The sequence below is a fragment of the Leptospira biflexa serovar Patoc strain 'Patoc 1 (Paris)' genome, assembly GCF_000017685.1.
Classification (GTDB): Bacteria; Spirochaetota; Leptospiria; order Leptospirales; family Leptospiraceae; genus Leptospira_A; species Leptospira_A biflexa.
Window position 1 is genome coordinate 2222504 of record NC_010602.1, and the last position, 26510, is coordinate 2249013.

The 26510-nt window shown below is 42.9% G+C and carries 30 protein-coding genes; 12 read left to right on the plus strand and 18 right to left on the minus strand.

Annotated features, from left to right (window positions below):
• Nucleotide 1: 1 nt before the first annotated feature.
• Both LEPBI_RS10520 and LEPBI_RS10525 read left to right on the plus strand, forming a co-directional pair.
• On the plus strand, nucleotides 2-1009 hold the full coding sequence (locus LEPBI_RS10520; RefSeq protein WP_012389102.1) for a hypothetical protein: 1008 nt from the start codon (nucleotides 2-4) through the stop codon (nucleotides 1007-1009).
• 112 nt (nucleotides 1010-1121) lie between these two features.
• Nucleotides 1122-1499, plus strand: coding sequence for a tetratricopeptide repeat protein (locus tag LEPBI_RS10525; RefSeq protein WP_226992752.1), 378 nt, complete (start codon nucleotides 1122-1124; stop codon nucleotides 1497-1499).
• A 70-nt stretch (nucleotides 1500-1569) separates the two neighbouring features.
• Here the strand turns inward: LEPBI_RS10525 and LEPBI_RS10530 are convergent, their stop codons facing one another.
• From LEPBI_RS10530 to LEPBI_RS19140, 10 genes are all read right to left on the minus strand, one after another.
• The gene (locus tag LEPBI_RS10530; protein ID WP_012389104.1) at nucleotides 1570-2418 is read right to left on the minus strand and encodes a flagellin N-terminal helical domain-containing protein; all 849 of its coding nucleotides are present in this window, start codon (nucleotides 2416-2418) and stop codon (nucleotides 1570-1572) included.
• 174 nt (nucleotides 2419-2592) lie between these two features.
• Nucleotides 2593-3438, minus strand: a complete 846-nt coding sequence (locus LEPBI_RS10535; RefSeq protein WP_012389105.1) for a flagellin N-terminal helical domain-containing protein — start codon at nucleotides 3436-3438, stop codon at nucleotides 2593-2595.
• Nucleotides 3439-3768: 330 nt separating this feature from the next.
• On the minus strand, nucleotides 3769-4596 hold the full coding sequence (locus LEPBI_RS10540; RefSeq protein WP_041769861.1) for an LIC_10740 family protein: 828 nt from the start codon (nucleotides 4594-4596) through the stop codon (nucleotides 3769-3771).
• Nucleotides 4571-5683: an N-acetylmuramoyl-L-alanine amidase family protein gene (locus LEPBI_RS10545; RefSeq protein ID WP_012476315.1), complete on the minus strand. Its 1113-nt coding sequence runs from the start codon at nucleotides 5681-5683 to the stop codon at nucleotides 4571-4573. The genes LEPBI_RS10540 and LEPBI_RS10545 overlap by 26 nt, the downstream gene beginning before the upstream one ends.
• Nucleotides 5647-7236, minus strand: a complete 1590-nt coding sequence (locus LEPBI_RS10550; RefSeq protein ID WP_012389108.1) for a DEAD/DEAH box helicase — start codon at nucleotides 7234-7236, stop codon at nucleotides 5647-5649. Before LEPBI_RS10550 ends, LEPBI_RS10545 begins: the two co-directional genes overlap by 37 nt.
• Nucleotides 7237-7244: 8 nt before the next feature.
• Nucleotides 7245-8069, minus strand: a complete 825-nt coding sequence (locus LEPBI_RS10555; protein ID WP_012389109.1) for a class I SAM-dependent methyltransferase — start codon at nucleotides 8067-8069, stop codon at nucleotides 7245-7247.
• Nucleotides 8066-10168 carry a tetratricopeptide repeat protein gene (locus tag LEPBI_RS10560; RefSeq protein ID WP_012389110.1) on the minus strand — a complete coding sequence of 701 codons (2103 nt, stop codon included), beginning with the start codon at nucleotides 10166-10168 and terminating at the stop codon, nucleotides 8066-8068. The genes LEPBI_RS10555 and LEPBI_RS10560 overlap by 4 nt, the downstream gene beginning before the upstream one ends.
• 8 nt (nucleotides 10169-10176) lie before the next feature.
• Entirely contained in the window at nucleotides 10177-10599 is a 423-nt protein-coding gene (gene nusB, locus LEPBI_RS10565; RefSeq protein ID WP_012389111.1) for a transcription antitermination factor NusB, read from the minus strand.
• Complete coding sequence (ribH, locus tag LEPBI_RS10570) at nucleotides 10596-11063, minus strand: 6,7-dimethyl-8-ribityllumazine synthase (RefSeq protein WP_012389112.1); 468 nt, start codon at nucleotides 11061-11063, stop codon at nucleotides 10596-10598. Before ribH ends, nusB begins: the two co-directional genes overlap by 4 nt.
• Before the next feature lie 23 nt (nucleotides 11064-11086).
• Nucleotides 11087-11239 (minus strand): hypothetical protein, encoded by a 153-nt coding sequence (locus LEPBI_RS19140; protein ID WP_012389113.1) that lies wholly within the window; start codon nucleotides 11237-11239, stop codon nucleotides 11087-11089.
• A 105-nt stretch (nucleotides 11240-11344) separates the two neighbouring features.
• Between LEPBI_RS19140 and LEPBI_RS10575 the strand changes: the two genes are divergently transcribed.
• Nucleotides 11345-11782: an SET domain-containing protein gene (locus tag LEPBI_RS10575; RefSeq protein WP_012389114.1), complete on the plus strand. Its 438-nt coding sequence runs from the start codon at nucleotides 11345-11347 to the stop codon at nucleotides 11780-11782.
• A gap of 106 nt (nucleotides 11783-11888) precedes the next feature.
• On the opposite strand, the gene LEPBI_RS10580 is transcribed toward LEPBI_RS10575, so the two are convergent.
• The 3 genes from LEPBI_RS10580 to LEPBI_RS10590 form a co-directional block, all read right to left on the minus strand.
• The gene (locus LEPBI_RS10580) at nucleotides 11889-12095 is read right to left on the minus strand and encodes a hypothetical protein (RefSeq protein ID WP_012389115.1); all 207 of its coding nucleotides are present in this window, start codon (nucleotides 12093-12095) and stop codon (nucleotides 11889-11891) included.
• 67 nt (nucleotides 12096-12162) lie between these two features.
• Nucleotides 12163-13749 carry a glycoside hydrolase family 57 protein gene (locus LEPBI_RS10585; RefSeq protein WP_012389116.1) on the minus strand — a complete coding sequence of 529 codons (1587 nt, stop codon included), beginning with the start codon at nucleotides 13747-13749 and terminating at the stop codon, nucleotides 12163-12165.
• Entirely contained in the window at nucleotides 13746-14552 is an 807-nt protein-coding gene (locus LEPBI_RS10590) for a hypothetical protein (RefSeq protein WP_012389117.1), read from the minus strand. Before LEPBI_RS10590 ends, LEPBI_RS10585 begins: the two co-directional genes overlap by 4 nt.
• 77 nt (nucleotides 14553-14629) lie before the next feature.
• Here LEPBI_RS10590 and hpf point away from each other — a divergent pair, with 77 nt between their 5' ends.
• The 3 genes from hpf to LEPBI_RS19240 all read left to right on the plus strand — a co-directional run bounded on the left by hpf (nucleotide 14630) and on the right by LEPBI_RS19240 (nucleotide 15797).
• On the plus strand, nucleotides 14630-14917 hold the full coding sequence (gene hpf, locus LEPBI_RS10595) for a ribosome hibernation-promoting factor, HPF/YfiA family (protein WP_012389118.1): 288 nt from the start codon (nucleotides 14630-14632) through the stop codon (nucleotides 14915-14917).
• 6 nt (nucleotides 14918-14923) lie between these two features.
• Nucleotides 14924-15148 carry a hypothetical protein gene (locus LEPBI_RS19235; RefSeq protein ID WP_012389119.1) on the plus strand — a complete coding sequence of 75 codons (225 nt, stop codon included), beginning with the start codon at nucleotides 14924-14926 and terminating at the stop codon, nucleotides 15146-15148.
• Between the two features lie 181 nt (nucleotides 15149-15329).
• Nucleotides 15330-15797: a hypothetical protein gene (locus tag LEPBI_RS19240; protein WP_012389120.1), complete on the plus strand. Its 468-nt coding sequence runs from the start codon at nucleotides 15330-15332 to the stop codon at nucleotides 15795-15797.
• 65 nt (nucleotides 15798-15862) lie between these two features.
• Here LEPBI_RS19240 and LEPBI_RS10605 read toward each other — a convergent pair whose 3' ends face one another.
• From LEPBI_RS10605 to LEPBI_RS10620, 4 genes are read right to left on the minus strand one after another with little or no spacing between them, the layout of a single operon-like run.
• Nucleotides 15863-16417: an LIMLP_12425 family protein gene (locus LEPBI_RS10605; protein ID WP_012389121.1), complete on the minus strand. Its 555-nt coding sequence runs from the start codon at nucleotides 16415-16417 to the stop codon at nucleotides 15863-15865.
• A gap of 4 nt (nucleotides 16418-16421) precedes the next feature.
• Entirely contained in the window at nucleotides 16422-17027 is a 606-nt protein-coding gene (locus LEPBI_RS10610; RefSeq protein WP_012476317.1) for an RNA polymerase sigma factor, read from the minus strand.
• A gap of 60 nt (nucleotides 17028-17087) precedes the next feature.
• Nucleotides 17088-18932, minus strand: a complete 1845-nt coding sequence (gene mutL, locus LEPBI_RS10615; protein WP_012389123.1) for a DNA mismatch repair endonuclease MutL — start codon at nucleotides 18930-18932, stop codon at nucleotides 17088-17090.
• 43 nt (nucleotides 18933-18975) lie between these two features.
• A complete protein-coding gene (locus LEPBI_RS10620; RefSeq protein ID WP_012389124.1) occupies nucleotides 18976-19350 on the minus strand; it encodes a Fur family transcriptional regulator in 375 nt (124 codons plus the stop codon).
• 106 nt (nucleotides 19351-19456) lie between these two features.
• Here LEPBI_RS10620 and LEPBI_RS10625 point away from each other — a divergent pair, with 106 nt between their 5' ends.
• From LEPBI_RS10625 to LEPBI_RS10635, 3 genes are read left to right on the plus strand one after another with little or no spacing between them, the layout of a single operon-like run.
• The gene (locus LEPBI_RS10625; protein ID WP_012389125.1) at nucleotides 19457-19936 is read left to right on the plus strand and encodes a flavin reductase family protein; all 480 of its coding nucleotides are present in this window, start codon (nucleotides 19457-19459) and stop codon (nucleotides 19934-19936) included.
• Between the two features lie 10 nt (nucleotides 19937-19946).
• Complete coding sequence (gene purL / locus LEPBI_RS10630; protein ID WP_012389126.1) at nucleotides 19947-22193, plus strand: phosphoribosylformylglycinamidine synthase subunit PurL; 2247 nt, start codon at nucleotides 19947-19949, stop codon at nucleotides 22191-22193.
• A 32-nt stretch (nucleotides 22194-22225) separates the two neighbouring features.
• A complete protein-coding gene (locus tag LEPBI_RS10635; protein ID WP_012389127.1) occupies nucleotides 22226-23512 on the plus strand; it encodes a hypothetical protein in 1287 nt (428 codons plus the stop codon).
• On the opposite strand, the gene LEPBI_RS10640 is transcribed toward LEPBI_RS10635, so the two are convergent.
• Nucleotides 23500-24066 (minus strand): penicillin-binding protein activator LpoB, encoded by a 567-nt coding sequence (locus LEPBI_RS10640; RefSeq protein WP_012389128.1) that lies wholly within the window; start codon nucleotides 24064-24066, stop codon nucleotides 23500-23502. The genes LEPBI_RS10635 and LEPBI_RS10640 overlap by 13 nt on opposite strands.
• 416 nt (nucleotides 24067-24482) lie before the next feature.
• On the opposite strand from LEPBI_RS10640, the gene LEPBI_RS10650 reads away from it, so the two are divergent.
• The 3 genes from LEPBI_RS10650 to LEPBI_RS10660 all read left to right on the plus strand — a co-directional run bounded on the left by LEPBI_RS10650 (nucleotide 24483) and on the right by LEPBI_RS10660 (nucleotide 26480).
• On the plus strand, nucleotides 24483-24860 hold the full coding sequence (locus LEPBI_RS10650; protein ID WP_041769863.1) for a hypothetical protein: 378 nt from the start codon (nucleotides 24483-24485) through the stop codon (nucleotides 24858-24860).
• 737 nt (nucleotides 24861-25597) lie between these two features.
• Nucleotides 25598-26209 (plus strand): hypothetical protein, encoded by a 612-nt coding sequence (locus tag LEPBI_RS10655; RefSeq protein ID WP_012389130.1) that lies wholly within the window; start codon nucleotides 25598-25600, stop codon nucleotides 26207-26209.
• A 1-nt stretch (nucleotide 26210) separates the two neighbouring features.
• On the plus strand, nucleotides 26211-26480 hold the full coding sequence (locus LEPBI_RS10660) for a DUF8156 family protein (protein WP_012389131.1): 270 nt from the start codon (nucleotides 26211-26213) through the stop codon (nucleotides 26478-26480).
• The last annotated feature ends 30 nt before the right edge of the window (nucleotides 26481-26510 follow it).

Below are 26510 nucleotides of genomic sequence, written 5' to 3' on the forward strand. Positions count from 1 at the left end.
CATGAATCAAATTCGACGAAACACTTCCCTCATTCTCTGTATCATGATCTCGTTCTCAGTTTTCAATACCAATTGTCGAGTGGATCCAAACCCCAAAGGAAGCCTTTTCGATCCGGGGACCACAGGAGGACTCATCAATTCTTTTGTCCTATACGATGCATTGAGTGGCGGACCAAGTCGAACGTGGACTAGTTTTGTTTCCCCATTTGGGACAATGGATCCGACTGATTCTTTGGTGTTTGACCAACTGACAACAACGACCTATGCGATTTATATTAAAAATACAAACCTAACAACAAGGCTCTATTCAAGTTCGGATGGACTCAATTACTCTCAAGTTGGCAACCAAATCAACAATACCAATACAAATATTTTTGGTGCATTTACGAGTCGGTTTCAATTGTCGAATTATAATACAACAGATTCGGGAGTGAATTGGAATTCCAGCACGATACCTGGCTTTTGTTTGGTGAAATATAATAATACAAGCGCCTATATTTTGGATGGAACTGCTGTAGAAAGAACCATTGATTCTGGGCTTAGCACAAACACGCTCACGAGTTCCCCTGCCTATCCTTCCAGAAATTCGGGAGTGTGTAGCTTTGGGAATGGAAAAGCCTATTTACTCGGAGGAAAAAATGGATCTTCCAATCTGTTTGATTTTTGGGAGTCAACAGATGGAATCAATTGGTCCCTCCTAACGGAAAGAGTTAAACCTACGTCAGGTGGTGGTTTCAATCTTCCATGTAACGTGATCCAGAATGCAAACGATACGAGCATTCTTGGTTTGGTTTACTCTGATGTTACTACCTACAAATTTCACATCATCTTTTCCAACTTAGCCCTATTACAAAGTAATGATGGTCAAACTTGGCAATGTACGAACCCAAATCTAAATTACAATTCTGAATTCAATTCCATTGCAAATCGAGCTGTTTTGATTGGCAATCGTCTCTTTGTCTATGGAATTTCCAGTAGCGGTCCACAAAATGTCTATACTGATTTATAAGGGAAGCCTTCCTTTTGATCAGTATCCAATCCAAATTTTTAATACAATCCATACTCAAATCGGATCAATCTAAAATTGACATATTTTTTCCTATGATCAAAATTTGGTTCCCATGGAAGTAGATGGCAAAAAAGCTTTAGCAGTTTTAGACAAGGCCGAGGAAGCAAAAACAAATGGTGATTTTGAAATGGCCATTTCCTTATACAAAGAATATCTGTCTATGGTAGATCCTTCCTTCACTCATGGTGTTTGGTTTTCCATGGCCGAAATTTTATTTGAAACAAAACAATTGCAAGTATCACTCACCCACTGTGACAAAGCCCTTACCATGATGAAAGATTTTATCCCTGCCTTAGAACTTCGGATCAAAATCCAGAAGGAACTAGGAAACCCAAAAGCAGCTGAAAAAGATCAAACACTCATCGATGAGTTGGACAAAATCGAACAATCCAAATGGGATGATCCCAATCACTACTATCATTATAAATAAAAAAGCCTCTCCCCGAAGTATCCTTCGAGAAGAGGCAACCGTCTTTAAGGCAACTCTTGCCTTCTACAACTTAAGTGTTATTCAAAAGTCGTAGTACAGAATTTGGTCTGAGGCTGGCTTGCGCTAGCATTGCCGTACCGCTTTGCACGAGAATTTGTTTCGTCGTGAGCGCTACCATTTCCTCAGCCATATCTGCGTCCCTAATCCTTGATTCGGATGCTTGCATATTTTCGTATGCACCCATGAGGCCTTTTGCAGTACTTTCGAGCCTATTTTGGTAAGCTCCCATATCTGCCCTCTGCTTCATGATCTTGTTCAAGGCGAAGTCCGCTTTGGCAATCGCTTCGTCAGCTTTTCCAGGTGTCGAGAGTGCAATTTTAATTGCCCCTTCTGACATCTTAAGTGCTTTCGAAGTCATAGTTCCAATGTAGAAACGCTCTCTTTGCCTTGCGTTTGCTCCCATGTGAAACCACATCGATGCTTTTGTTGACTTTCGAGCGAAGTCTCCTTCAAACAGTTTCATTTTATTGAACTCTGCTTGCGAAGCGATTCGATCGATCTCATCCACCAGCGCAGATACTTCTACCTGCACGAGTTGCCTGTCCTCAGGTGTGTAGATTCCGTTCGAAGTCTGGATCGCTAAGGTCCGGATTCGTTGGATGATTTCAGCCGACTGGTCAAGGTAACCCTCTGCAGTCTGGATGAAACTCAGTCCATCTTCCGTATTCCTTTCCGCCTGACGTAAACCACGAATTTGTGTCCGTAGTTTTTCCGAAACAGCAAGACCAGAAGCATCATCACCGGCAAGGTTAATCCTTTGCCCAGTGGAGAGGTTCCTCATGGTCTTATCTACATCCCATTGTGTAAACTTGAGAGCACGATGTGATTGAATCGCACTCATGTTGTGATTGATAATCATTGGCCTACACTCCTTTGTGTTATAACCAAGAACGGTATATGTTTCGTTCTTAGCCGGACAATCCCTGTCCGGTGTCAAGGATGAGCTTTCATTTTGCCACCTGGCAGGGGAAAGCCGGCTGATTATCTCTTACAACTCTTCAGTTACACTAACCACTCACTTTGTTAACGGTTGTTAACGAAGGAGAGAAAGAACTCCTTGTGGACGAACATTCGCCTGAGCCAACATAGCAGTTCCAGATTGAACTAAAATCTGGTTCTTCGTGAAAGCCACAGTTTCTTCTGCCATATCCGCATCACGGATCCTAGACTCGGAGGCTTGGGTATTCTCATAAGCGTTCATGAGCCCTTTTGCAGCATGCTCAAGACGGTTAAAGTAAGCACCTAAGTTTGCCCTTTGTTTGCTAATACGTGTTAACGCAGCATCCAAAGTTCCGATCGCATCATTTGACTTGTCAGCAGTTGACAAAGACAGGAGTTCTCCACTTTGACCTTTTAGATTCAGTGAACGTGCAGTCATTGTTGCAATGAACACTCTTTCTCGTTGGTGCATGTTTGGTCCGATATGGAACCACATAGAGGTTGCTCTAGATCCACGTGCAAAATCACCTTGAAGCAAATTCATTTTATTGAATTCAGCTTGGGAAGCAATTCTATCCACTTCATCGATAAGTTGTGACACTTCGACTTGGATCATTTGTCTGTCTTCTTCAGTATAAATACCGTTAGACGATTGGATTGCAAGTGTTCGAATTCTTTGAATGATATCATTCGATTCTTGCAAAAACCCTTCCGTAGTTTGGATCAGGCTCATACCGTCTTCGGTATTTCTTTCTGCTTGTCTAAGACCATTCACCTGCGTTCTCATTTTTTCCGAAACGGCAAGGCCAGATGCATCATCACCTGCTCGGTTGATGCGCATACCTGAGGAGAGTTTTTCCATATTTTTGGAGACTTCCTCGTTTTGGAACTTGAGTACGCGATGTGAGTTGATCGCGGCTAAATTGTGGTTTATGATCATTTGGTTTCCTCCTTGAAACTTGATCTGGCAAACGAGAGAATCCCTTCTCTCGCTTTTTTTGTGTCTGGCTTTCAGGCCCCATTGGTGCCTAAAATCTCTATTTATTCCCTTAGTATGTCGGTGATCGGATAGAAGAAATTAATTCGATGAAATTAAGTAGTTTTTGAGGAATTTTGGCAGTTTTTGCCGATTTTTAGAGAATTTTGCTTACTTTAGCGTTTTATTTTTTTTTAAAAAATTTCTATTTTTCCCCATACGATCATCGGTATTTCTCCATTTTCCATGAGTACATTTTGAAAAATGGAGAAAAAGATCGGGGAAACCCCAATTTTAGCGAGAGGCGAGTGGGGAAATGGTATCCCATTGGTAAACGGGATTTAAGTTTCCTGAAAATTTATGTTCGATTGTTTTGACGTCTTTGAAGTTTTCAAAAAGCGTAGCATTTAACGCACGTAAGGTTTGTTCCATCGCTTGGATCCTACGTTTATTCAAAACTTCTTCCGATTCCTTGGGCCCTGTCTCCGTTCCACCTGTATAATAGGTGATGGTATCCACAGGTGCGTTGGGATTTTCTTCTTCTGGGTCCAAATTTTCGCCTTCCGATTTCGTGCGAGGGAGTCTATATTTTTCCATAATGGACTCCAGGCGATTGACATTCCAATCCATCACAAGTTTTTCATTTTTACCCATAAACCAGGATTGTTTTAAAGCAAAACGAATATCCAATAGTTTTTTAGGAGAAAAAAGTTTTCCATCTTTTGCCAAAGCTTCCACAGAATCGAAGTAAGGTGGTGATCCAACTTCACCTACGATTTGGTAGATGAGATCACCTATCTCTTCTCGTTTTAAAACCTTCCTTTGGATGGGGATTTGTTCCCCTTCTCCATTGGAAATATAGATGGTAATGGACTCTCTATGATCAATGGAAGGATACGAATACAATTGAAATGGGACAAGGAGTCGGAATGGGTTTTGTTCCGCTAAAATGAAAAAACTGAAAAAGAGAAGTAAACTAAACCAAGAAGCAAATAAAAAAATGAAATCACGAGTGAGTTTGGTTTCTCCGGTTCCAATTCGATAAAACTGAATGGAGATTTTTTTTAAAAACTCCCAATAGTTTTGTAACAATTCTTTAATCTTTTGAAGATGCGTATTCATGAATTCCTTTAATCACACTCCGAGCAATTTTCTTTTGGAAGGATTTGTCGCGGAGACGTTTACTTTCTTCAGGGTTTGTCAGATACCCCATTTCCACAAGTACAGCAGGCATTAGGCTTCCTCGCAAGACGGAAAAATCTGCCTTTTTCACTCCACGAGACGGAATTTCAGGACTCAAACCCTTTTCGTATTGATTGGCCACCGCATCGGCCAGTTTTTTCGAACGCCTTTGGGTCACACTGGAAAGCATTTGGGACTGGATCTGAGACACCACTGGGTTTTTGTTTTTGCCGATGTAACGATTTTCGAGAAGGGCAGTCTCTCGTGCAGCCTCAGTACTCGGACTTTGGGAAAGGTAATACACTTCGAATCCAGCGGCTTTGTCTGAGAGCGAGGCATTACAATGGAAACTAATAAAAATCACATCCCTTGTGTCACGGAGCACTTGGTTTGCAAATTTGGAACGATCTTCCAATTCCACAAACCTGTCATCCTTACGGACCATTTCCACTCGGATTTCAGGGTAGTACTTCCGTAAGTACAAATAAGTATAACGGGCCACTCCAAGACTCACTTCTTTTTCAAAATAACCTGTAGGATCGGAAGTTCCTGGGTCTTTTCCTCCATGGCCCGCATCAATGATGATTGCCTTGACAGCTAAGTTTCGTTTGGGGACAGTCTCCTTCGGCAAAAGTACCCAAAGTTCTCCTTCCTTAAATTGGTACCGAACGTCATAAGAAATCAAATTGAGAAAAACAGCTTCCACCAAATCAAGAGGTAAATACACCTCTTCCTCTTTCTTCAAAATGGCTTTGGGGACTTTTTGAATTTTACCATCCAAAGTATAAAAACTACTACCGATCCGAAAATGGATGGTTCCTTGCGGAGTGAAGATGGCCCCTACTCTTGTGAATTTTTTTAACTTGGTGGAAAGTTCGGGTAAAATGGTTTTGAGATCAGAAAAGGCAACATAATTCCCTTTCCCGTAAAGCGGAAGTTTGGCGACTTCTGCTCCTACGAGACTTGGAAAGAATAAAAGAAAAAGAAAGATTAATCTTTTTTGAAAAAAGAAAGAATTGATTTCCAAATCGATTGTTTCTGTTTTTTCGATTGTTTCACTTCGTTGATGTCGAAGAGATTTCGTCTAGGGTCATTCTTTTGGAATGATTTTTTTTGTTCGTTCTTTCTATTGTGAGGTTTGCCTTTCCCTTCTTTTGGTTGGTGACCATGTTTCAATTCATGGTGGGTCATTTTGGCTGGGTGTTTATGCTCAGGTCCTGTTTGGTGAGGATGGCCACCTGGATGGGACATCTTTGCCGGTGGGTGCCCACCTCCCGTTTTGCCTTTGTGACGATTCCTGTCACCTGACCTGTGTTCGCCACTCCCACGTTCGCCTCTTTCCCCTTGCCTTGGTTTTCCACCACGACCACCTCGTTCGCGGTCTTGGTATTTTTTTTCACCAGGGATCACTTCATCTGCGAAGACAGGAGTGAACTCACCCTTAGGGAATTCCAAATACTCTTCTCGTATCTCCGCGACAGGGATTTTGGAGTTTAGGTATTTTTCAATGCGTTCCAGTTCTGTATAATCGGTTTCGGAACAAAATCCAATGGATTGTCCTTTCCTTCCCGCACGTGCAGTACGACCGATGCGGTGTACATAATTTTCAGCATCTTGTGGTAGGTCGTAATTATAAACCACATCGATATTTTCAATGTCAATCCCACGGGAAGCTACATCGGTTGCGATGAGGTATTTGTATTTCCCTGCTTTAAAATCACGAAGCAGTCGGATTCGTTTTTTCTGGTCAAGTTCGGAAGAAAGACCAGTTGCTGTGATCCCAAAGCGACGAAGGGCCGATACAATTTTAGGGATGTTCATTTTGTAGTTGGTAAAAATGATTCCTAGGCCTTCGATTGGATAGTTTAACAGGGAATTGACGAGGTAAGGGAGTTTTTCTTCTCTTCCTAAGTGGAGTAAAGATTGGTCGATTCTTTCTGTAATGACTTTTTCCGGATTGATATGGACTTCAATCGGATCATTCAAATACTTACTAGCAAGCCTTACCACTTCGTAACTGAGTGTGGCACTAAAGAGAAGGGATTGTTTTCTATTTTTACATTTGTGAAAGATGTATTTCAGGTCTTGGACAAACCCCATATCGAACATTCTGTCCGCTTCATCCAGGATCACCACTTTGATATTTTCCAAAGAGAGACCATGGTTTTTCACAAAATCAATGAGTCGTCCTGGCGTTGCGACAATGATACAAGCTTTGTTGCCAAGTGCCTGTTCTTGGGATTTGTAATCGGTTCCTCCGATGATGGTTGCTACTCCAAGGTCTGTGAACTCGAGTAATTTTTTTGCTTCTTCTGCGATTTGGATCGTAAGTTCTCTTGTCGGTGCAAGGACAAGTGCATAGGGAAGTGCTTCCTCTTCCTCTGCGGAGAGAAGTCTGTGCAGAGTGGGAAGTAAAAAGGCCATTGTTTTTCCAGTTCCGGTTTGGGCAAGACCTGTGAGGTCATTGCCTTCCATGGCGAACGGGATGGATTTGGCTTGGATGGGAGTGAGTTCTACATAGCCGATTTTATCAAGTGCTTTAGAGAGAGACTCGTGAAAGGGTAATTCGTTAAATTTCATATTGGATTTCAGTGTTTTCTTTTTCTGGCAATCAGTTCGATGGTATCACCATAGGCGAATTGGTTTGCATACATTCGGTACAGCCATTCGGGGAATTTGCCACGAGGACTTAAGTCCCGGTAGGAGTGGTACGACATGGGTCTAACATAGTTCACGTCAAAGCCAAGGATTGACAAGAGTTTTTTCAGGGAGTGGACTGAGTAGTCAAAAAAGTGGTCAGAGGGGTGAGTGGAAAACCATTCCTTCGGATTGGTTTGGAAACTTGGCCCGAAACTAGAAGGAACGGCGAGATACAAACACCCACCCGGCACAAGCCAACGTTCCAAACGCCTCCAAATCCCTTCGATGTCTTCTATGTGTTCGATCACAAAAAAAGCCGCAATCGTATCAAAGGAATGTTGCCATTCTTCCTCACGAACACTAAGAACAGATCGCCTTTCCACGTCCAGTCCAAGCGTGGATTTTGCATATTCCACTTCCTTTGGAGAAAGTTCAAGGCCAGAGGTTTTGTAACCTGCCATCCTTGCTTCGTCTAAAAAAAATCCAGCGGCCGAACCAATCTCCAAAAGTTTTTTTTGGGTTGGATCTTTGTCCCCACCTTCTCCCAACTTCTGGAGATTTGTCAATCGGGAGAGCCTACGTTTTGCCATGTCACGTAGGTTTGTTTCATCATCGTAATAAGATTTTTTGTATTGGGACATGTATTCTTCCATGAAGTAACTGTCTCCATATTCCCTTTGTTTTGCGGGCAAATATCGCAAAACATCGGTATGTTGGCAAATCTCGTAATATTCTGGGAATTTACGATGGGGTTTAAAATCAAACAAACTCAATAAAATGTTCTCTTTTTGGATTCCAAAGTTTTTTCGTATTGGGCCCTTGCCGCACGTTTGTTTTCATATGCTTCCGACAAACTGGGGTTTAAGTCGATGGCAGTTTGAAAACTAGAAAGTGCTCGTTTAAATTCCCCATTTTTAAAATAACAAACTCCTAAATAATTATGAGCCTTGGAGGAAATGGTCGGCGTGACATCAGAGCGAGTGATGACAGTTAACTCTTCGATGGCTTTTTCACGGTCCACGAGGGATCCGGAATCGATGAGGATTTTCGATAACACAAGCCTTGATTCCATATCTTCTGGATCAATGTGGGTGGCACGAAACGCTTCTTCTTTTGCTTTTTTGGAAGAACCTACATTCCCACTACTCGCATAACTGAGAGCAAGTTTCCTATGTGCGAGTTTGATTTCTTTTGGATCTTTTGCGTTTTCCAAAACATACACTAACATCTTTTCAGCGGCCTGGTAGTTTTTGGTTTGGATGTACACATCCGCAAGTTTTAGTCTTGCTTCATAGAGTTCCGGTTTCCAAGCGATCGCCTCTTCGTATTCCGAAATCGCTTCGTTATAAAACCGATTTTCTAAATAGTAATCAGCAATCGCAAGCCTCGAGGGAACATGATTTGGATCAAGGGCCTGCGACTTTCGAAGTGATTCAATGGCCATTGTGGGTTTTCCTGCATGTAAATAGGAAAGGCCCAAATTATAATAGGCGGATTGGTTTTTAGGATTTAAGGAAAGGGCCCCTTCAAAGGCAGCGATACTTTCCGAATACCGTTCCATTTCATCTAATATGATCCCCAGGTTGACATAGGCAGTTTCGGAATAGGTATCCCCAGGTGTTAGGCGGATGATCCGGCGAAAAAGACTTTCTGCTTCGACAAGTTCCCCTTTTTTGTAATAGAGTTCGGCAAGAGCAAAAAGGGAATCCACATCCGATGGTTTCAAAAGTAATGCTTTTTTTAAGGCGGTGATGGCCATATTGGTTTGGCCCATGGACAAAAAGGCATCGGCGATATATCGATACACCTCTGGTTCATTCGCATTGGCATCAAGTGCCTTTTGGAAGTACTTGGCCGCCTCTTCTGGAACCTTTTTCTTTAGATACACCAAACCTAAGTTATAATAGGCTTTGGCATCTCCCGTTTTCAAACGGATCACTTCACGAAAGTAATACTCGGCGCGGTCATAATCTTCTCTTTGGTAAAAGATAGTTCCCAGATGGCCGTAAGACAAAACAGCCGTTTGGGAATTGGGGGCAGTTTGCACTACCTTTTGGAATTCAGAAATGGCTTCGGCAAGATTGCCTTGTTTTAAGTAACTGATGGCTAGGTTGTAAGTGAGTGTGACATCACTCGGGGCAAGAGACTGCCCTTCTTTGTAGGCTTCGATGGCACTTTGTGGATCCCCAATTTCTTGGAATAAATTCCCTTGTAAGAGCGCCACTCGGTAATCATTCGGTGCAATTTCTTTGGCACGCTGGGCGGCACGCCTTGCCTCTTCAAATTTCCCTGCATGTTTGAAGGCAAGGGACAAATTATAAAATGCAAAATAGTTTTTGGAATCGTATTGGATGGCTTTTTCCAATCGTTCGATGGCATTGATGTAACGCCCTGCTTCATCATACATCACACCGAGAACTGTTAGGGCAATGGATTTGTCTTCGTCACTCCCTGGTGAGTTTAAAAATTCCTCACAGACAGTCCCCACTCGGTTCACATAACGGTTGTGATAGGCATTGAGGCAGGCCGCCAGTTTCGGATTGACCGAATCATCTGGGAGATAGGGTTTATCGACAAGTAAATTCAGAGCTTTTTTATCTGTGGGTAGGTCTTTTAGGACTTTGGCGATATCTTCGGGGTTTTGTTTTTTTTGTAAATACCACCAGTAGGCGGCCGTTAAAAACCCAAGGATGAGGAGGACAAGAAACGACCAAAACAAAAACGATAAAACTGGTCGCCTTACCGTTGTTTCTGATTCATAGGTCGTCTCTTTTTCTTTTCCCAGGTTCCTTAAGTATGGATCTTCCTGGTAATAACTTGGCTTGGAGGTTTGTTCCTCAATGCGAAAGCGGTTTTTTTGGATGGGATCCATTTTTTATTTTAGTGGGGCTCTTTCGGTAAGATCTCCTTCTTATAGAAGGCATCGAGTAGTCCGTTGATGAATTGCGCTGATTCTTCTGTTTCAAATTCCTTTGTGAGTTCTACCGCTTCATTGATGACAACGGGTGCGGCAAGGAAAGGTTCCTTTTGCAAACTTAGGATCGATAAACGTAAGATACAACGATTGACCACGGAAATACGCGAAAGTTCCCAATTCTCCGAATACTTCTTGATTAGAGTATCGATCGCTTTTCGATTTTCGACCACTCCTTTCACAAGAAAGACAGCATAATCCTTTTCTTCTCTCGTGATTTTTTTGTCATACCAATCGAATTTCATAGCCCGGTCTGGGTCTGTCCCCACCAAATCAATTTGGTAGAGGCACATTAGGGCAAGACTTCGCCCACGGTGTCTGGAACTCATCCGATCTCTTTGAAAAGATTTGCCATTTCAATGGCTGTGGTGGCCGCTTCGTAACCCTTGTTTCCCGCTTTTGTCCCTGCCCTCTCAATGGCTTGTTCAATGGACTCCGTGGTGATGACACCAAAAATCACAGGAACCGATCCGTCTGCTACGGATCCAACTTTGGCGGCTTCCCCGGAAACCAAATCATAATGGGAAGTGGCCCCGCGGATCACTGCCCCTAGGCAAACGATGGCAGAGAATTGGTATTTTTTGGACCCAAGGACTCGTTTGACAGTTTGCGGGAGTTCAAACGCACCTGGGACATAGATCACAGTCACATCGGATTCAGCTACCCCATGTTGTCTGTATGCATCTTTTGCCCCTTTTAATAGGGACTCAGTTATGAATTCATTGAACTTTGAAACGATGACACAATGTTTTTGTCCGTTTCCGATCCTTAAGCCTTCCAATTGCGCTGTCATGTATCCAAGTTCCAAAAGAGGGGTTATTTCGCAAGACGAATGACAAGGGTAATTTTCCCGTCTGGGTTTTCGACCACTTCAAAACCATCTCGTTCCAGTGCTTTTTTGGCTCGGTAAATGGCCAAATTCACAACATTGGTTTTTTCTTCCGTCTGTAATTGTGGTTCCCGTTTCATAGGCCCCCCTATCCCTTTAAACTTCGGAGTGTGACTAGGGCAATCTTGAATGCCAATGGCTTTACAAGGGAGAATTGTTTTCCTCTTATGTCATATAGGTAGAAAATGAAGAAAAAGAAATCTGTTAAGAAGGCCAAAAAAAGAAAACCGGTAGTGTATACCGAGAAAGACTTTATCGTGAAACCTTCCTCAGTCCCGAATATTGGTATGGGACTTTTCACCAAACAAACATTATACAAAGGTGATACTGTTGGTTATTACATGGGTAAAATCATTACCGATGACCAAGCAGAATCCAATAAATACGTAGATTCAAAATACCTATTATGGATCTGTAAGGATTGGTGGATTTATGGGGAAGGTCGCGAATCGAATTACACCCGTTACATCAACCATTCATCCAAACCAAATGCAGAACTCATCACTTCTGTCAGGTGGAAAACAGCTCGATTCAAAGTATTAAAAACCATAAAGGAAGGCGAAGAAATCTTTTTTGATTATGGAAAGGATTATTGGGATAACGTAGACTTCAAACCGAAGTGAGTGAAAAAAACCTGATCCATTTCGTCAAACAAGGAAACGTAGGATACGACAATTGAAACCCATTCTCCGAAAGTGCAAAACTTTAAAGGGAATGGGTTTTTTGTTTTTATAAAATGCCTTGTCCTAACCCAGAAGGTTTTTTGACAACTTGGCCTTTCTCGGTGGCTTCTAACATCTCCACATACCGAATGACGGAATCATCCATTCGATACACCCCTTCATGGGTTTCGCGGTGGCTCCATTGGCAAAACACAAGATTCGCCAAAAGGAAAAGAACCGATAGAACTAAGGGAAAACGGTAAAATTTCGTCATAAACACCCTCCGATCTCCTCCAGTTTCCAAAATCGTCTCTGGAAAGGCAAATTATTTTAGAATCATTCTAGCGAAAATCTTCAAGTCGGATGTCTGGAAAGGCATTGTTTTCGGATTCGGCCGCTTCCAGAACCTGCCAATCGACAGGCCCCGTGAGCATGGCATCCAATGCCAAAAACAGATTGGTATGTACATTGGTGCGGCGGATCGCATAGTCCACCATGGTTCCCGTCTTCATGATAAAGGCCCAGTCACTACTTTGCAAAAGAAGTAACTCACGGCCCATTTGTTTTAAGATGCGGATTTGGTCCTCTGTACCAGACGCAAATTCGTGAACTCGTTTGTGCATCCGAATACTCAGGTCATGGATGAGAGGGTAAATCCAATCATTGGTTTCGTTCAGCCAAACCTCTCCATACCCGTTTTCTCCCCAACTTGACATCTTCATTTCCACAGATTGGACCCGTGGCAGTGCCCTCGCCGCTTCTAAGGGATGAGAGAGTTTGATGGTGTTTTGGTTGAAGTGGATTTTTTTGAATAAAAACTCGATGAACTGTGGACCTTCATACCACCAGTGACCGTATAACTCAGCATCATACGGAGATACTACAACTGACGGCTGTTTGTTTGACTCGAATAAGTGTTCTGCTTGCCTGATCCGATTCCGTAAAAAATCTTCGGCATGGTTTCCTGCCGCCTCCATCGCCCAATCCGGGTGGTAGTATCCTTTGTCGGAAGTTTTTCCCGTGATGCGGAAGTATTTGATACTGGTATTGATGCGAATCCCATTGGAGTTAAGAAAGGGTGAGATTTCCTCCCATGGAAGGTCATGCCCAATGTCACGGTAGTATTCTCTGTATCGAAAATCTCCAGGGTATCCGTCAATGGAACTCCAAACTTGTTTGCTACTTTCCGGATCACGCCCAAAGGCAAACACCCCATACCCCACTTCGACGGGTGCATACACTCCAAACTTAGGCCTTGGGTTGGCGTGTGTGATCCCATGTGTGTCCACAAAGAAGTAACGAAAACCTTCGCGGTCGAGTTCCTCTTCTAATCTTTCCGTGTACCCACATTCGGAAAGCCAGATCCCTTTTGGGTCTCGGCCCCAAATCCTTCGAAAGGTCCTTCGTCCATTTTTCAATTGGGAACGAAAAACAGACGGTTCTGAATCATAGAATGGTAAAAAGGCATGGGTGGCAGGGCTTGTCATGGCTTCCAGTTCCCCAGATTCGATAAATGGTAAAAATAACTGCGTCAAATCACCTTTCGTTTCTTCAAAGATGGATTCGGTATCGATAAAATGTTCCAGGTAACGGGTTGCCAAATAATGAAGGTGAGGATCCAATTTGGTTCTTTTGGTTTCCTGTTTGGCTAAGGATATCAGGTTTTGAATGTACTTTCGAAATTGGTTTTGTAAGTACGGGTCTGTCATCATGAGAGACAGGGTCGGAGTGAAAGACATGGTGATCCGAAACGGAACGGATTCGTTTTTTAAATTCCGAAAGACACGGACAAGTGGGATGTATGTTTCCAGGATGGCTTCATTGAACCAGTTTTCTTCAATAAAAGGAGTGTCATAACCTGGGTGCCTAACAAATGGTAGGTGGGCATGAAGGACAAACACCAAATGCCCTTTGATGGTTGGTTTCATCCGAAAAATCCCTTTCCGGAACCTGATCCATTGGCGAAGGGAAAATTCTCATTGGATTTTGGATTGGGATTCGGACTTGGTTGGGTTCCATCGTTTCTCGGATGTACATAATACCCACTTGGGTTTTCCTCTCGAAAGTAGTACTCACCAGAAGGACTTTTCACAACTTGCCCCTCTTCGATCCATTGGGGATGGATCCATTCCTTGTCCAATCGAAAGGACTCGGTGCCTTGTGGCAGATCCTTTCCTCTTGCATGCAAACAAGGGATTTCCGTTTTCTGAAACGAAACAAAAATCGTACATTGGACCATTCGAACAGGAAACATAAATTTCAAATAATAGGATTCAGTAAAAGGAGGAAGGTCATACCATTCCACTCGGTCACTGCCAAATACATTTTGGTATTCCACTTTCAAACGAAACCTAAGGCCATCTGTATTTTTGGCATCCAATTCAGAGGTGATCCGTTCCAATGTTTGTTTTGAAAATTTCCAAAAAACAAATGTTTCTTTAGGGGAACGGACAAGGACTTTGATTAGGTCATCTGTTGGGAAATTCGGATGTTTTGTGAAATTGGAATCATTGTAAATTTTGGGAAGGGATGGGGAAAACGTGGGAGGCGAGTTTGGAAGAGAACTGTCCACAGCTTGCGACTTCTTTTTTTTCGAAGCAGTCGTCTTTACTTTCTTTTTGGCAGCAGGAGTGTTTGTTATTTTTCGCTTTTTTTCAATCGCGTTTTTTTTCACACCATCCAGTTTCTTTTTTTCTTCTGCCATACCTAAGAGGAGTACGCCTCGAAACATCCCCCTTCAATTCTTTTTTATTTGACGTTAGCTTTTTTTCCAAAATACAATCATTCCATACCAAATTGGGACAAACTATGAAAATCAATTATACTTGGAAACACTTAGACCGATCCGAAGCCGCTGAAAACTATGCGGATGAAAAACTAGAACGAGTGACAAAATTCGTTCAAAAAATTGTTTCGTGCGAAGTTTCCTTTGAAACCATCCATGGGGAAATCCACGCTAACCTCAAGTTAAATGCTGATGGAAACAACTTTAACGCACACAACCAAGACAAAGACATTTACGTTTGTATTGATGGTTTAGAAGACAAAATCATTTCACAAACAAGCAAACACCACGATAAAAAAAGCCAACACTAATCTCTCATGATCCAGAAGTCGGAAGAAGCACTCACCTACCTTGGAAGTGGTGAGTTTCAAACAGCAAAATCGATCTATTCTGTGCTTCTGGATCGAGATCCCGAAGACATATCCACGATCAGTGGATTTTATATCTCCAGTTTTTGGGACCACCGACTGGATCTCATTCTAAAAACCAGAGAAGGAAAAGAACGAGGAAAACTCCTCCTCCAACTTTTTTTCCGACTTTGAATCCGAGATTCGCAAACGTGGATTCCAAAACACTGATAGTTTTTTTGTCACACAAGATTGTATCTTAAAAGAAGCAAGAGACCACCTAAAACTTGCCTACCAATGGGAAGGGTCCAATGCCCTCGACAAAGAGCTATTAGGTGACCTTGCCAGAAGCCTTATCAAAATCCAAGACTATACCATGGCGATCGAAGTCCTTCTTTACGGTGGGAACAAACAATCCCCAGTGCTTTTGTATTATTTGGCAGAATCCCAAGTGATGACAGGGAATGAACGAGATGGGATTGAAAATTACCGCACTGCCTTCTTAAATGACCCGCAACTTTTCCCCCATACCTTGGTGCGTTGGCCACCCATGGTCGACCTCATCCTAAAGGCAAAACGTCTCTCAGAAAAAGAAGAAGAGACAAAGGAACTTGTGCCTGTCCTTGCCTGGAGAGAAGGCCTCTTTCGCTCAGGTCAAAAAAAAGACGAAGCCACGATCCAAATTTGGTATGGTGAATTAAAACGACTCACTGACAGTAAAGAAAGGAGTGGTGGGAGTTTTCGATTGGAAGCAAGGATCGAACAGTTTGCCCTCGCCATCGTTTCCTCTGCCGACGAGATCCGTTCGAGGGATGCCTTTCTCTTTGCCAAAAACTTAGTCTAACAGACGCTTTTCGGCAAAAAAAATTTTGGCTTTTGGAATACAAAAGCCCGATTTGAGATTTCTGTTTAACGTTCTACTGATTCGATGAGAAGGTGGAGTTCTTCCGCGGCCGCATCTCTACCCGTTTTTGAGTAGTAGAGTTCGAGTTCACGAAGTCCATACACAGAACCTGGAGCCGAACGTAAGTGGTCGAGTAAAACACGTTTTTGGTAGGATTCACTTAAATCAATGCTTGTGGGTTCGTATTGGTAGTTGTTTTGTTCAATCACAACTCCCGCAGAATCATTTTTGGTAAAGGTTGTTTCCGATTGGGTTCGGTTCATTAAAACAAACACCAAACTCACTGCCATCACAGCAGAAAAGGAATACTGAACCGTTCGATTTTCGATGAGGTCACGCAAAGAGAAGGAGGATTTGGTCGTGGGTTGATCGATGGAAACCGATTCTAAAAGATTGAGTAACCGGACATCAAAGTCCTTGGACATTCTAGGGAGGATGGTATCTTCCTTTTCTTTTAAGTGTTGGAAAAAGGAACAAATTTTGTTCTCAAGGACCACGGAATCAGTGTCTTCTGGGAAGAGACCTGGGTATTGTGCACGAAACCAATCTTTTAAATTCATAAACCTATTTTTCAAAGAACCCCTCTCCCTTTTCATCTTTCTGGATGAGGTGCTTTAAAAACTCCTTCGCCTTAAAGAGACGGCTCTTCACAGTCCCTACATTACATTCCATGATCTCGGCAATTTCGTTATAAGAAAGATTTTCAAAATAACGAAGTTCGAGCACTTGTTTGTAGGAATCTTCTAAGAGAGCAATCTTACTCATTAGATAACTGGATTCCTCAGAAAGTTCCAATTTTTTTTCATATCCGACACGAGAATCCACAAATTGGTTATCCCCTGAGTCATCCATGGGTTTTTCGCGACCCCGTTTTTTTTTGGCGAGTAAATCCTTGGACTTATTCACCACAATGCGGTAGAGCCAGGTGTAAACACCCGCTTCGGCACGGAAATTTTGAATGGATTTGTAACCAGAAATGAGAGCATCTTGGACAATGTCTTCGGCGTCATCGCCATCTTTGACCATGGAAACTGCTTTTCGGAAAAGTCTCTCTCGGAACGGAGAGACAAGTGTCATGTAGGCAGTCGGATCCCCTGCTTTGATTTTTTGGAGGAGGATTTTTTCCTTCTCACGCAGGGTCATGTTTTTGCCTTCTAAGGGTCTTGACATCAGAACCTAGAATTTCGAAACCGATAAATCAATCAATGTTTTTCGGTATCTGCTGGCAGTTTAGATTCTATGGAACATGGTCTCTAAGTCTTTTCTTGTGAGTTTGATGAGGGTGGGCCGACCATGCGGGCAAAGGGAAGGGTTTTCACAATAGGAAAGCCTTTGTAAGAGTTCGCCAATGATGGGATCAGAGACCTGGTCCCCTTTTTTGATGGCCGACCGACAGGCGACACATTTTGCCATCTCATCATACAACTCTTTCTCTTCTGGGTCCTTGGATTTGAATCGTTCCCAAAGGTCGAGGATGGTTTCTGTTTCTTTCCCTGGATCGATATAAGACGGAACCTCGCGGATGAGGATGGTGCCACCAGAGAATGGTTCGAGTGTGATCCCAAGTTCAGAAAACCGATGTTTTTCTGCGATCATCTCCTCTGCTTCCTCTTTTGTGAGCTCGAGTCGGATGGGTGTGAGTAAACTTTGGGATTTGTAGGCTTTCGATTTTAAATCACGTAGAACCTCTTCGTAACGAATCCGTTCGTGGGCTGTGTGTTGGTCGATGATGTAGAGCCCGTCTTCTGCTTCCGCCAAAATAAAGGTTTCAAAAATCACTCCATAGTGTTTTTTCGGAACAAACAAATTGTGTTTGGTCAGATTGTCACCGAGTAAATGTAAGTTTGTTCCGGCACCAATCCCATCCAAAGAAAAACCGGCCCTTCCCTCAATGGAACTTGGTCCGAGAAGTGGGTTTCCTTCTTCATTTTGACTCCCCCACACGGCTTGTCCTCTGCCCGCCATCCCAAAGCCAAACCCAGGACCTCCCATTGACATACCTTCACCACCAAACTGTGATTTGTCGGCCGATGAATGGTATGGTATGGGCATGGAAAGCCTACGTCTCATTTCTAAAAATTCAACAGGGGTTGAGGTACGTAAAACTTCTGTGATCCCTTGGAATAAGATCCCCGTGATGGTTTCTTCTGATAAAAACCGAACTTCTTTTTTTTGGGGGTGGACATTCACATCCACAAACTCACGAGGCAGATCAAAAAACAAAAAGGCATACGGAAAGGCACCACTTGGTAATAATTCCCCGTAACAACGTTTCAAAATTTGGGCTGAAAATTTGAGTTCCACCGAACGGTTGTTCACGAAAAAAAACTGGCCCATCCGAGAAGATTTGTAAAAATCTGGATGAGAGATAAACCCACGTAAGGTCATTCCATTGCGGCTCGAGTGGACAGGCAAAAGATGGTCCCGAAGGTTTTCACCGTAAATCGAAAGCACCCGTTCCAAAGGTTCTTCTTTTTGGACATGGAACACTTCCTTTCCATTTTGTACATACCGAAACCCGATGGAAGGTTCGCCGAGTGCCATGGTTTGGACTCGGGTTCTGTTTTTTTTCTCTTCCCCCGATTCCGTTTTTAAGAACTTTCGCCTAACAGGCGTATTGTAGAATAAATCTTTGATTTCAATCTTTGTCCCTTGGAAAAATGGAATCTCTTCTTCCGATACCACCTTTCCTTCCTCTACTACCACACGTTGAGCCATGCGGTTTCCTTCTGTCCCTGACTCAATCACAAGCCTTGAAACCGAGGCAATGGACGCAAGTGCCTCCCCCCGAAACCCAAAGGTGAAGAGGTGTTCTAAGTCGTGGAAGGTTTGGATTTTACTTGTGGCATACCGTTTGATGGCAAGAGGCAAATCCTCTTTCGTAATCCCGTGCCCGTCGTCGGAAACAAGGATCCGGCCAAGGCCTGCGCTTTCGGTTGCAATTTCAATCTTCGAAGCACCCGCATCGATGGAATTTTCAATGAGTTCTTTTAGGATGGAATGAGTGGATTCAATGACTTCTCCCGCGGCAATTTGGTTGATGAGGTCGGGAGAGAGGGAATGGATGATGCCCATATAGGGCAAGCTTGGGAGGGGAAACCTCCCTATCCATTACATTTTAGAGGGATTGGCAAGACGAACAGGTGCCACTCACCACAATGTCTATGTGGTCTGCCACAAATCCCATGGCTTTCCAATCCGTATTGGCACTGAGTTGTAAGGCTGGGACATCAAGAACGGTACCACAAGACTTACAAATCAAATGCGAATGGTCATCCAGGAAGGCATCGTAACGAACCGAATCCGATTCAATATTGAGTTTGTTCACTAGATTGTGGTCTACCAAGTATTCCAAGGAATTGTAGACTGTGGCAAAACTGATTTTGTCTGCTTTGTCCCGAACTGACTCAAATACCATTTTTGCGGTTGGATGGTCGTGCCTGTCTTTTAGATCTTGTAAAATCAATTCTCTGTGTTTGGTCAATGCTTTCATGGAGATGCCCTTTCCCTTATGAGACTCGTAAAATTATCAAAGGGTCAAATGGAATTTCGATTTTAGAATCCTTCCAGAAATTGATATTTGTCAATACGGAGTCATTATGCCAGCATCCATCGACCAATTCAAAACCTCTCTTTCCCTATGGGCATCCGGAGTTTCTGTCATCACCTACGGATCTTCTCACCAAAAAGGGGGAGTGACGGTTTCCAGTTTTTCTTCTGTTTCCTTAGAACCACCGTTAGTTTTATTCTGTTTGGCCAAACATTCCAAAGCAAAAGAGGCAATCGAATCGGCAGGAAACTTTGCAGTGAATATTCTTTCTTCCGAACAAAAACAAATTTCCGCTGATTTTGCTTCTGGTTCCCTGGACAAAGCGGTTGTTTTGGAAGGCCTAAACCCAGGGAAACTGTCCACCGGAGCCCCCATTTTGAATGGTTGTTTGGCTTCATTGGATTGCCTTGTGCACCAAATTTTGGATGCTGGCGACCATTGGATCTTCTTAGGCCAAGTGGAAGCAGTGGTCACAAAAGAAGGGTCTCCCCTCCTCTATTTCAATCGCAATTACCGGGAACTCGTTTAAGGAAACACACATGGAAAAAGAGAAAGTCAGTCTGGCAGATGCGAAAGAACACGGACTCACCGAAACTGAATTTGTTGAAATTCAAAAAATCTTAGGAAGGATTCCCAATTCCACTGAACTTGGAATTTTTTCTGCCATGTGGTCAGAACACTGCTCTTATAAAAATTCCATCCTAAAATTAAAAACCCTTCCCACAAAATCTGACAAACTCCTCGCAGGAGCTGGTGAAGAAAATGCGGGAGCCATGGACATCGGAGATGGCCTTGCCGTGGTCTTTAAAATTGAAAGCCACAACCACCCAACAGCTGTAGAACCCTACCAAGGTGCTGCCACAGGCGTTGGTGGGATCATGCGTGATATTTTTACTATGGGAGCGCGACCTATCACTTCTCTCAACTCACTCCGGTTTGGTGATCCAAAAGAACCACGAAATAAATACCTACTCACTCGTGCCGTCAAAGGCATTGGCGATTATGGGAACTCACTTGGGATTGCGGTGGGTGGTGGGGAACTTTTCCTCCATCCAACCTTCACCAAAAATCCACTTGTGAATGCCATGACTGTTGGAATCGCCAAACATGATGAAATGGCTTCTGCTTCCACGAAAGGAAAAGTCGGAAACAAAGTTTATATTGTTGGTGCTACAACTGGCCGTGATGGAATCCATGGAGCAAGTTTCGCCTCCAAAGACCTCACAAAAGAATCCGAAGAAAAACGTTCTGCCGTGCAAGTGGGAGATCCCTTTATGGAAAAACTCCTGATGGAAGCATCGCTTGAGGCCATCCAAAAGAAACTCCTTGTGGGGATCCAAGATATGGGAGCCGCAGGAATTTCTTGTGCAACATCGGAGATGAGTGCCAAAGGGAAAACAGGGATGGATGTGGATCTTGACAAAGTCCCACTCCGCGAAGCGGACATGAATGCCTATGAAATCATGTTATCCGAATCCCAAGAACGGATGCTCGTCATCCCAGAAGTGGGCAAAGAAGGAGAACTTGTTTCCATCTTCCACAAATGGGGGTTAAACGCCGTAGAAATTGGAACTGTCACTGCTGACGGGATCTTACGCATCCGAAAAAACGGAACCCTCAAAGCGGAAATCCCAGCAGAATCCCTTGTTCTCGGTGGTGGTGCCCCAAGGTATGTCCGAGAAGAAAAAAGACCGACTTACCTCGATGAGGTGGTGAAGTTTGATCCAAACAAAATCCCTGACTTAAAACCAGACACTGTCCCTCAAACTTTAAATAGCCTACTCTCTTCCCTCAATATCAGTTCCAGACGACCTCTCTACGAACAGTATGACACTGAAGTGGGACTTGTGAAGGTCGTGGAACCTGGGGAGGACGGAGGTCTTGTCCGGATCCCTGGCACGAAAAAAGGGATTGCGGTCGCAACAGACTGTAACTCACGTTATACATATCTCAATCCTTATGAAGGGGCACAAATTGCTGTTTGTGAATCGGCAAGAAACGTGGCCGCTACGGGCGCCGAACCATACGGCGTTACCAACAACCTCAATTTTGGAAATCCCTACATCCCAGAAAACTATTATGTGTTCAGTGAATGCGTGCGAGGGCTTGGGGATGCTTGTCGTTTCCTTGGACTTCCTGTCACTGGTGGGAACGTATCCTTTTATAATGAATCCCCAGAAGGACCTGTGTTTCCTACACCTACCATTGGTATGGTGGGAGTGATTGACGATGTTGCCAAAGGACTACGTACCTACCCGAGAACAAAGGAAGATGTGAAGTATGCCCTTGTTGGAAATTTCCAACCCACAATCTCAGCTTCTGAGTATTTGTATCGTTCCCAAGGTCTTGATACCGGTGCGATCCCTAACATTTCTTTGGAAAAGGAAAAACAAACCATGGATGCCCTCATCGAGTGCCGGAAAAACGGACTCCTCACTTCCGCCAAAGACCTGTCACTTGGTGGCCTCCTTGTGGCTCTCGCTAAAATTGTCATCGCCGGAAAAAAAGGTGTCGAAGTCAATTTGAATGAACTACAAACAAAGGTTCCAAGGCTTGATGCATTGTGTTTTGGTGAAACAGGTGCTAGTTTTATCGTAAGTTTTTTACCAAACGACGAAACAAAGGTTCGTGAGTCCTTTACGTCAAAGGGTTTGAGTGTTTACACACTGGGATCCTCAAGTGCAAAGGCTTCCCTATCGGTCAAAGGAGATGGGTTCCATTGGGAGTGGACGACCAAATCTTTGGAAGTTGAGTTTGAATCGGGACTCAAATCTTATTTCGAATAGACAAGTTTCAAATCAAGGGAAGGATATGCCAGATGCGTGTCCTTCTCCTCTCTGTTCTCTTTCTTTTTTTCTCCATCCAATGCACAAGCCTCGCCAAACGGAAAGACTATGAAGAATCCCTTCAGTTTTACAAAAAAGTAGAGATTGACAATGCCATCACAAGCTTACCTCGGAACGAACGAAGAGGATTCATTGCTGTATTAGAAAAAGCGCATCTATCTTTCTTAAATGGTGGGACAAAATTTAGTGACCTTGAGTCTTTAGCAGAAGAAAGTAAGGAACGTTTGCGTTTCAGTGCCACTAGATCCTTAAAGTCCTTTTTTTATATGGAATCTGAAGATGGGTATTATGCTTCAGAAGCAGAAATCATCTACCTTCACATTTTACTTGGTCTCTATTATGCTCGCGTGGAAGATTACGAAAAAGCAAAAATCCAAGCAAGGTATGCGGGGAATTTACTGAGTGGAGAATGGAGTGCGGAGGGTCAGTTTGACGATCCCACCTTACGGTTATTACTTGCCTCACTTTGGCTCACCACAGGAGCAAAAGAAGAAGCCATGGTGGATTTCAGAAAGGCAACCCAACTCAAACCTCAATCTCACTCCATTCGTTCGTTTGCAATGGAGATGGTCCCAACTGATGGTGAGTTTATTTTTATCTTCGGTGGCCCAGGTGCGGAACCTGAGATGGAACCTTCTGCGAATCTCAATTTCATCCGTGGACTCCGAAATCTTAAATTTCGCGCCTCTGGAAATCAAAGCACCCTTCTTTTAGTGGATCAATCCAAAACGATGACTTTGAGTTTGGAAAAAGGAACTTTAGGATGGTATGAACGCCATCTCATTCGAGACAATGAAATTTCTGAACTCATCCAAGACTCAAAGTACTTCCAATTGATCTCTGCAACAGCCATCAAAGAAGGAACCAAAGGGACTTTAAAAGTGACAGGGTCCATCCTTGCCAGCGCCACCATCATTGCATTAGGTGCTGGAATGGTGTATGTTGGTGCGGAAGTGAATTCGGAAGACTTAGCAGGGCTTGGAATCATCACAATCATTGCAGGATTTCAGTTGGGGAGTGAATGGGTCAGCGCTTCAGTTCGACAAACAAAAGAGAATATCAAAGAAGACTTGGATATTTCAAACGAATACCGTTATGTCCGATTTTTCCCAGAATATGTTTGGATCGGAAAATCCAAAACAAAACTGAAATCACCGATCCTTACTTCCAACAAAGGTCCAGTGACCTACCACCTTACTCCCGCTATGGGAAAAATCAAAGTTAGATTTGGATTTGTTCCAGATGTTCAGAATCCATAACCTTCGACTCTACTCTTTTTCAAAAAATTAGTTTGTTCTGACCATACAATTTGGTTGGTTTCCAAACTTACAAGAAAAAGTGTCACGGTGATGTATTGAATTTTATTACCTGACTCATAATTCACCACTTCATTGATTTCACCCTTAATTTGGTGGGACGGAGACTTAAACTTACCAACCGCCAAACGGGAATCAGATGACACCATCCCAGTTTTCCCAAATGCAATCTCCTTTGTTGCATCTGCCCGAACGGATGTATCCACAAAAGGCACTTTATCCTTTGTGAGTTGGTTTAAAATTTCATTCGTGATGAGTTTCGTATCAATGTGTTCTGAGGTACTATTTTGTAACGGACTCCACTCAAAATAGCCAGTTTTTAACTCTGTTTTATAATAAACTGATAAAGAATGGCTCATACTTTTTACAGTTTCTTTCACTTCCACAACACCCCACTGTTTCGTGGCCTTTACATTTTCTGGTTTGGTGTATGAAGTTGCCGTAGAACAGCTAACAATAAAAAACGAGAAGAGAAGGAAGAGGAAAGTCTTTTGCATAGGTGTTAGTCTCGTGGGCTTTGGGGGTTTGGCAAGAAATTTGCGGTATTATCCCCGCCCGATTCTGGGTGGGGAACTGGACCCGCCACCCAATGCCTCTCATTTACCACGGAACCTTTTTTTCCGCAAGTTCCTCCTTCGATGTCTCCATTTTTTTAAAAAAAAGTTCACCTTTTTTCCAAAAACCTTTCCCTTGTGATTTCCAATGGCGCCTCCAATCCCGATTGCTACCTTACTCTCTCCCAAACGGAGCGGGCTACTCCGGGGTGCGCCTTCGCTCCCGTCTGCCATAGGCAGACCAAGCCCTTCGTATCCCTGGCGCGGGTCAATTTTATCAATTTCCACATGTTTCGTATTTGTATTTCAAAATATTGTCTTGAAAGTTTCCCATCCTTTGCAAGACTTCTGGATATTATATGGGTAAATTCATTGTTCGTTTCAGTTTGTTCCTCATCCTACTCGTTGTACTTCTAGCGGGTTATACTTGGCTCACTCTCACTTGGAGTTATTCAGAAGGTGACCGTGCAGGTTACATCCAAAAACTTTCCAAAAAGGGTTGGGTCTGCAAAACCTGGGAAGGGGAAATGGCCCTTGTCACGATGCCTGGAACGATGACAGAAAAATTCTACTTCAGCATCCGTGATGAATCCATCACCGAAACTTTGAATGCTTCGATTGGAAAACGTGTGGTGTTAGAATACGAAGAACATATAGGTGTTCCCTTTAGTTGTTTTGCCGAAACTCGTTATTTTGTAACTGGTGTCAAAGCTGTCGGAGAAGTTCCTCCACTTTAACTTTCAAACCAAGGAAAACGACCGCCAAGCACTTGTTCACTCGTGTCGGTCGTTTGCTTCAAATTTTTCCCAAACGGATTCGACCTAGGATTCGTTTGGCTTAAAATTTTGGATCTGGTTCACGGCTTTCCGAACTCAAATCTTTCTCTTTCATTTCCAATGGCGAATGTTGTTTCTTGGTAGAATGAAATCAAAATCGTTTTTCAGACGGCTTGTCACTTTCTTACTTCATTGCAAAATCTGAAAAATAGTCGAATCGAATAGAATTTTCCCATTCCTCCCTTCTTCCATCTCGATTCACTCCTTTCTTATTTGTGGATTCCCTTCCTTAAAACAACCGATCGAAACAATCTTTTCGATCACTTTGATTGGTCGCCGCGGGAAAACTATGGTTGGCCTTACCCAATCGATCCCAAACAATTCCTGATCATTTTTGATGAGGTGGATCAGAAAAAACGAATAGAGCCTAAACTTGCCTTTTGATCAGAAAGTGCGTAGTTGTTTGCCATGCCTCTTCCTCTCTGTTCTGTGTATTTTTACATTCACTGTAATGTTTCCCTTGATCGCAGTGATCCACATCCACCTTCAGTCTCGTTTTTCTTTGCATCGAATCTGGAGAATGACTTCCTAGTTATGTCTCATTATTCCCTCCTTTTTTAGAAATTTTACAGGGAGTGTAAAGAGAAAGGGAAGGAAATTTCACTTTACATATTTTTACTTAACATATAAGTAGTATTATGGACCTTGCGGAACAAACCCATTCTTCCACAAATATCTACGAACCCATTCAAAATTGGAACCAAAAGGACTTGGGACTACTGACGGGAGAACGCGGAATGTACAAACTTGCCCACTATTGGCAGTACGCACTTGTCTGTTCGGGCTTCCAAGTATTCAATTTAGATTGTGCCATCCGCTTTAATCCCTTCACCATCACGGAAGAAACCAGAAAACAAAATTTAGCGCCGGAACCTTTTTTAGAACAAATTCAAATCCAAAGAGCCTTCACACCCTACCAAATCTTAGATGCTCTACAAAACATCTTAAGACAAAAAAAAGAAAATACCATTTACTTTTTGTTAGCTCCATGTAAACAATTCTTAGATGGAGATGTAAAAGATGACGAAGGAATTTATTTATTAAACTTAATGCTAAGCTTCATAGAAAAGTTTCCCAACCAAAATGTTCCTCTCCTTATCATTGAGTCATGGACCTATTCTCATAAAAACTTTAAACTTTTTTTTCCAAAACTTTTACATGTTTCCCAAACCCTATGGGAACTCAAAACAGAAAAAGGACTCTCAAGGATCCGCACAAGAAAAACATCCATCTCAGGATCAGGAGCATAAAATGGGCAGAACCATATCACCTTATTCACGACAAATGTTACAAATCGAAGAAAACCTTTCCGACTTCCGAAGGGCCCTTAGGAAAGCCGACCAAGAAATTTTCGACGACCTCATTCGTATAGCCAAATTACAAGTGCAAGCTGGTGTAATGGCATCACTTCCCTATCCAATTGACTCAATGCTCTTATCTATGATGATTGAATTAAAAAAAGAATTGAACGAATTATCTGAATTAAAAAAGAAACTCTCCAAAGAATTAAATCTTTCGTGAAACAAAAATTTGGAACCAATATAACATCAG